We start from the raw sequence: 2,957 nt of genomic DNA, 5'->3' as shown, positions 1-2,957 counted from the left end.
AAGGTATTATTGGGAATCCCAGCTTAAATCATAGATACCGTAAGGGATTTTATTCTTTATCTAAAACTTTGCAACAGAACCAATTAAATTGTTTTTGTTCAAATATAGAGATTTATATGTAATTACAATCTGATGTTTTACTTATACCCAATCTTTTCATTTTTAATTAGACTGGATAACTATAATGTGATTACTTTAGAAAAGGGCTTTCCAATCTGTCTGGAGAGCCCTTTTCCCTTTATTCTTTCACTTTCATAAGTCGCAAACTATTTAATGCTACAAGAAGGGTTGCGCCCATATCTGAAAGGATGGCAATCCAGAGCGTTAACCAACCTGGGATAACCAATAATAAGGCAATAAATTTAATAACAATTGCAAAAGTAATGTTTGCTTTGATTATATTTAGAGCTTTTCGGCTTAATTTTACAGTGAATGGAAGTTTTCTTAAATCGTCTCCCATTAAAGCGACGTCTGCCGTTTCCAGGGCTGTATCTGTACCAGCTCCACCCATTGCGATTCCAACTGTAGAAGCTGCTAACGCAGGAGCATCATTGACACCATCTCCAACCATGGCTACGTTTCCATACTCGGACCTTAATTGTTTAATATAGTCTAATTTGTCCTGAGGCATCAGTTCAGCTTGAATATCTGATACTCCGACATGCTGACCGATTGCATTCGCTGTACCTTTGTTATCACCTGTAAGCATAATTGTTTTTTTGATTCCAAGTTGATGTAACTTTTGAATAATTTCCTTACTTGATTCACGAACCTCATCAGCAACTGCAATAACTCCAAGTATTTCTTTTTCGGTTCCAATAATCATGGCTGTTTTACCTTGATTTTGAAGAGTATTAACATTTTGCTCTAAGTCTTTATCGAAGCCAGTAGTCAATAATTCCTTAAAGAGTTTCGGGCTACCGATATAATAATTCATCCCGTTTACAATACCTTTGATACCCTTACCTGTAATAGAAGAGAAATCCTCTACCAGTACATCAGAATATGAAATGTTTTCTTCTTCTGCTTTTTTCATGATAGCTGAAGCAAGAGGATGCTGAGAACGATACTCTAATGCAGTAATGATCGCCAATAATTCTTTTTCATTCATTTGATTATTCAACACTTTAAAATCAGTTACAACTGGAACACCTTTTGTTAAGGTACCCGTTTTATCAAATGCTATGGCCTTTAAGGCACCCATTTCTTCTAAATACACTCCGCCTTTTACAAGAACCCCTTTTTTCGCAGCATTCCCAATTGCCGAAACAATAGAAATCGGAGTCGATATGACCAACGCACATGGACAACCAACAACAAGAACAGCTAATCCTTGATAAACCCATGTTTCCCAACTGCCATCAAAGAATAAAGGAGGGACTATAGCCACTAATACTGCAATGATCATAATGATCGGTGTGTAATATTTTGCGAATTTATCGACAAATGCCTGCGAAGGAGCGCGTTCTCCTTGTGCTTCCTCAACAAGATGAATAATTTTAGAAATGGTTGTATCTTCAACAAGTTTTGTTATTTTTACTTCAAGTAATCCTTCTTCATTTAAGGTACCTGCAAATACTTCATCATCAACCGTTTTCTCAACAGGGACTGATTCGCCTGTAATAGCTGCTTGATTGACGGCAGAGTAGCCACTTACGACTACACCATCCATCGCAATATTTTGACCAGGTTTTACAATCATGATATCGCCAACAGCAATATCATCGACATGAATCATGATTTCTTGTCCATTCCGTCTAACAAGTGCCTCTTTGGGCGCGATATCCATTAATGAACGAATCGATTGTCTTGCTCTATCCATAGAGAATCGCTCAAGTGCTTCACTAATTGCAAAAAGAATAACAACAATGGCAACTTCTGCCCATTCTCCAATAATGGCCCCACCTATAACAGCTATTGTCATAAGGGTTTTCATGTCAAATTCAAAGCGTAATAAGTTTTGTAATCCAACTTTAAAGAGTGATAACCCTCCGATTAACATGGATGCTAAAAATAATAAGGTAGTAACAATGTTCTCTTCTCCATTCACAAACGAAGAAAGTAAACCGAAGGCAATAAATAAGGAAGCATAAAGTAGAGTACTATGCTTTTTATAAAATGGCACTTTATCTTCTTTCGTATCTTCTTTTACCTCTTGTGAAACTTGGCGAGCAGATTTTTCAGGAGCTACTTTAAGATTCTCGAATGCACCTGCTTTTTCAAGTTCTTCAATCGTTGCATCCCCGTAAACGGATATCTTAGATGCACCAAAATTTACTTTTGCATCCTCAACTCCTGGAAGTCTTTTAACATTTTTTTCAAACTTTCCCGCACAGTTTGCGCATGTAAACCCCTGAACACGGTACATATTTTTTTCAGTCTCTAATGCTTTTGCTTCAGACAATTTTAACAACCTCCTTGTGGTGTGCAAATGCAACCTGTATTAGTTTCATTACATGATCATCATCTAATGAATAGTAGACTAACTTACCTTCTTTTCGATATTTAGCTAATCCAAGATTTTTAAGTAACCTCAAATGATGAGATGTTGTGGCAGTTGTAGCACCAACAATATTCGCTACATCACATACACACAATTCATCTTCTAAAGAGAGAGTATACGCAATCTTAATCCTAGTATCATCCGATAAAGCTTTAAAAACTTTGGCTACTTCCAAAGGATTTTGTTTGAGTAGTTCTTTTTTACCTCTTTTGACTTTTTCCTCATCTATACACGTAACTTCACATGCATTATTTTGCAAATTTTTCACCTCTTATCAATCAAATGTATGTTTGATTATCATTATAAATTAACAAAAACCAAATAGTCAAGTATATGTTTGAATGTAATTTACATAAAAAGCAATTTTTCTTTAGTTTGCAGTAAATAATTATTCTGGTTCTGTTGCAAAGTTTTAAATAAAGAATAAAATCCCTTACGGTATCTATGATTTAAG

At 35.5% G+C, this 2,957-nt stretch carries 2 protein-coding genes; both read right to left on the bottom strand.

Features of this window, described 5'->3' with window-relative positions; translation table 11 throughout:
• Positions 1 to 238: 238 nt before the first annotated feature.
• Positions 239 to 2,404 carry a heavy metal translocating P-type ATPase gene (locus tag AC973_RS02500; RefSeq protein ID WP_048726878.1) on the bottom strand — a complete coding sequence of 722 codons (2,166 nt, stop codon included), beginning with the start codon at positions 2,402 to 2,404 and terminating at the stop codon, positions 239 to 241.
• Entirely contained in the window at positions 2,397 to 2,762 is a 366-nt protein-coding gene (locus AC973_RS02495) for an ArsR/SmtB family transcription factor (protein ID WP_048726876.1), read from the bottom strand. Before AC973_RS02495 ends, AC973_RS02500 begins: the two co-directional genes overlap by 8 nt.
• Between the last annotated feature and the right edge of the window lie 195 nt (positions 2,763 to 2,957).

The sequence above is a fragment of the Carnobacterium sp. 1290_CSPC genome, from assembly GCF_001053265.1.
GTDB lineage: Bacteria > Bacillota > Bacilli > Lactobacillales > Aerococcaceae > Aerococcus > Aerococcus urinaeequi.
The sequence above is the reverse complement of the archived record's forward strand: the minus strand, read 5'-3'. Positions and strand labels throughout refer to the sequence as shown.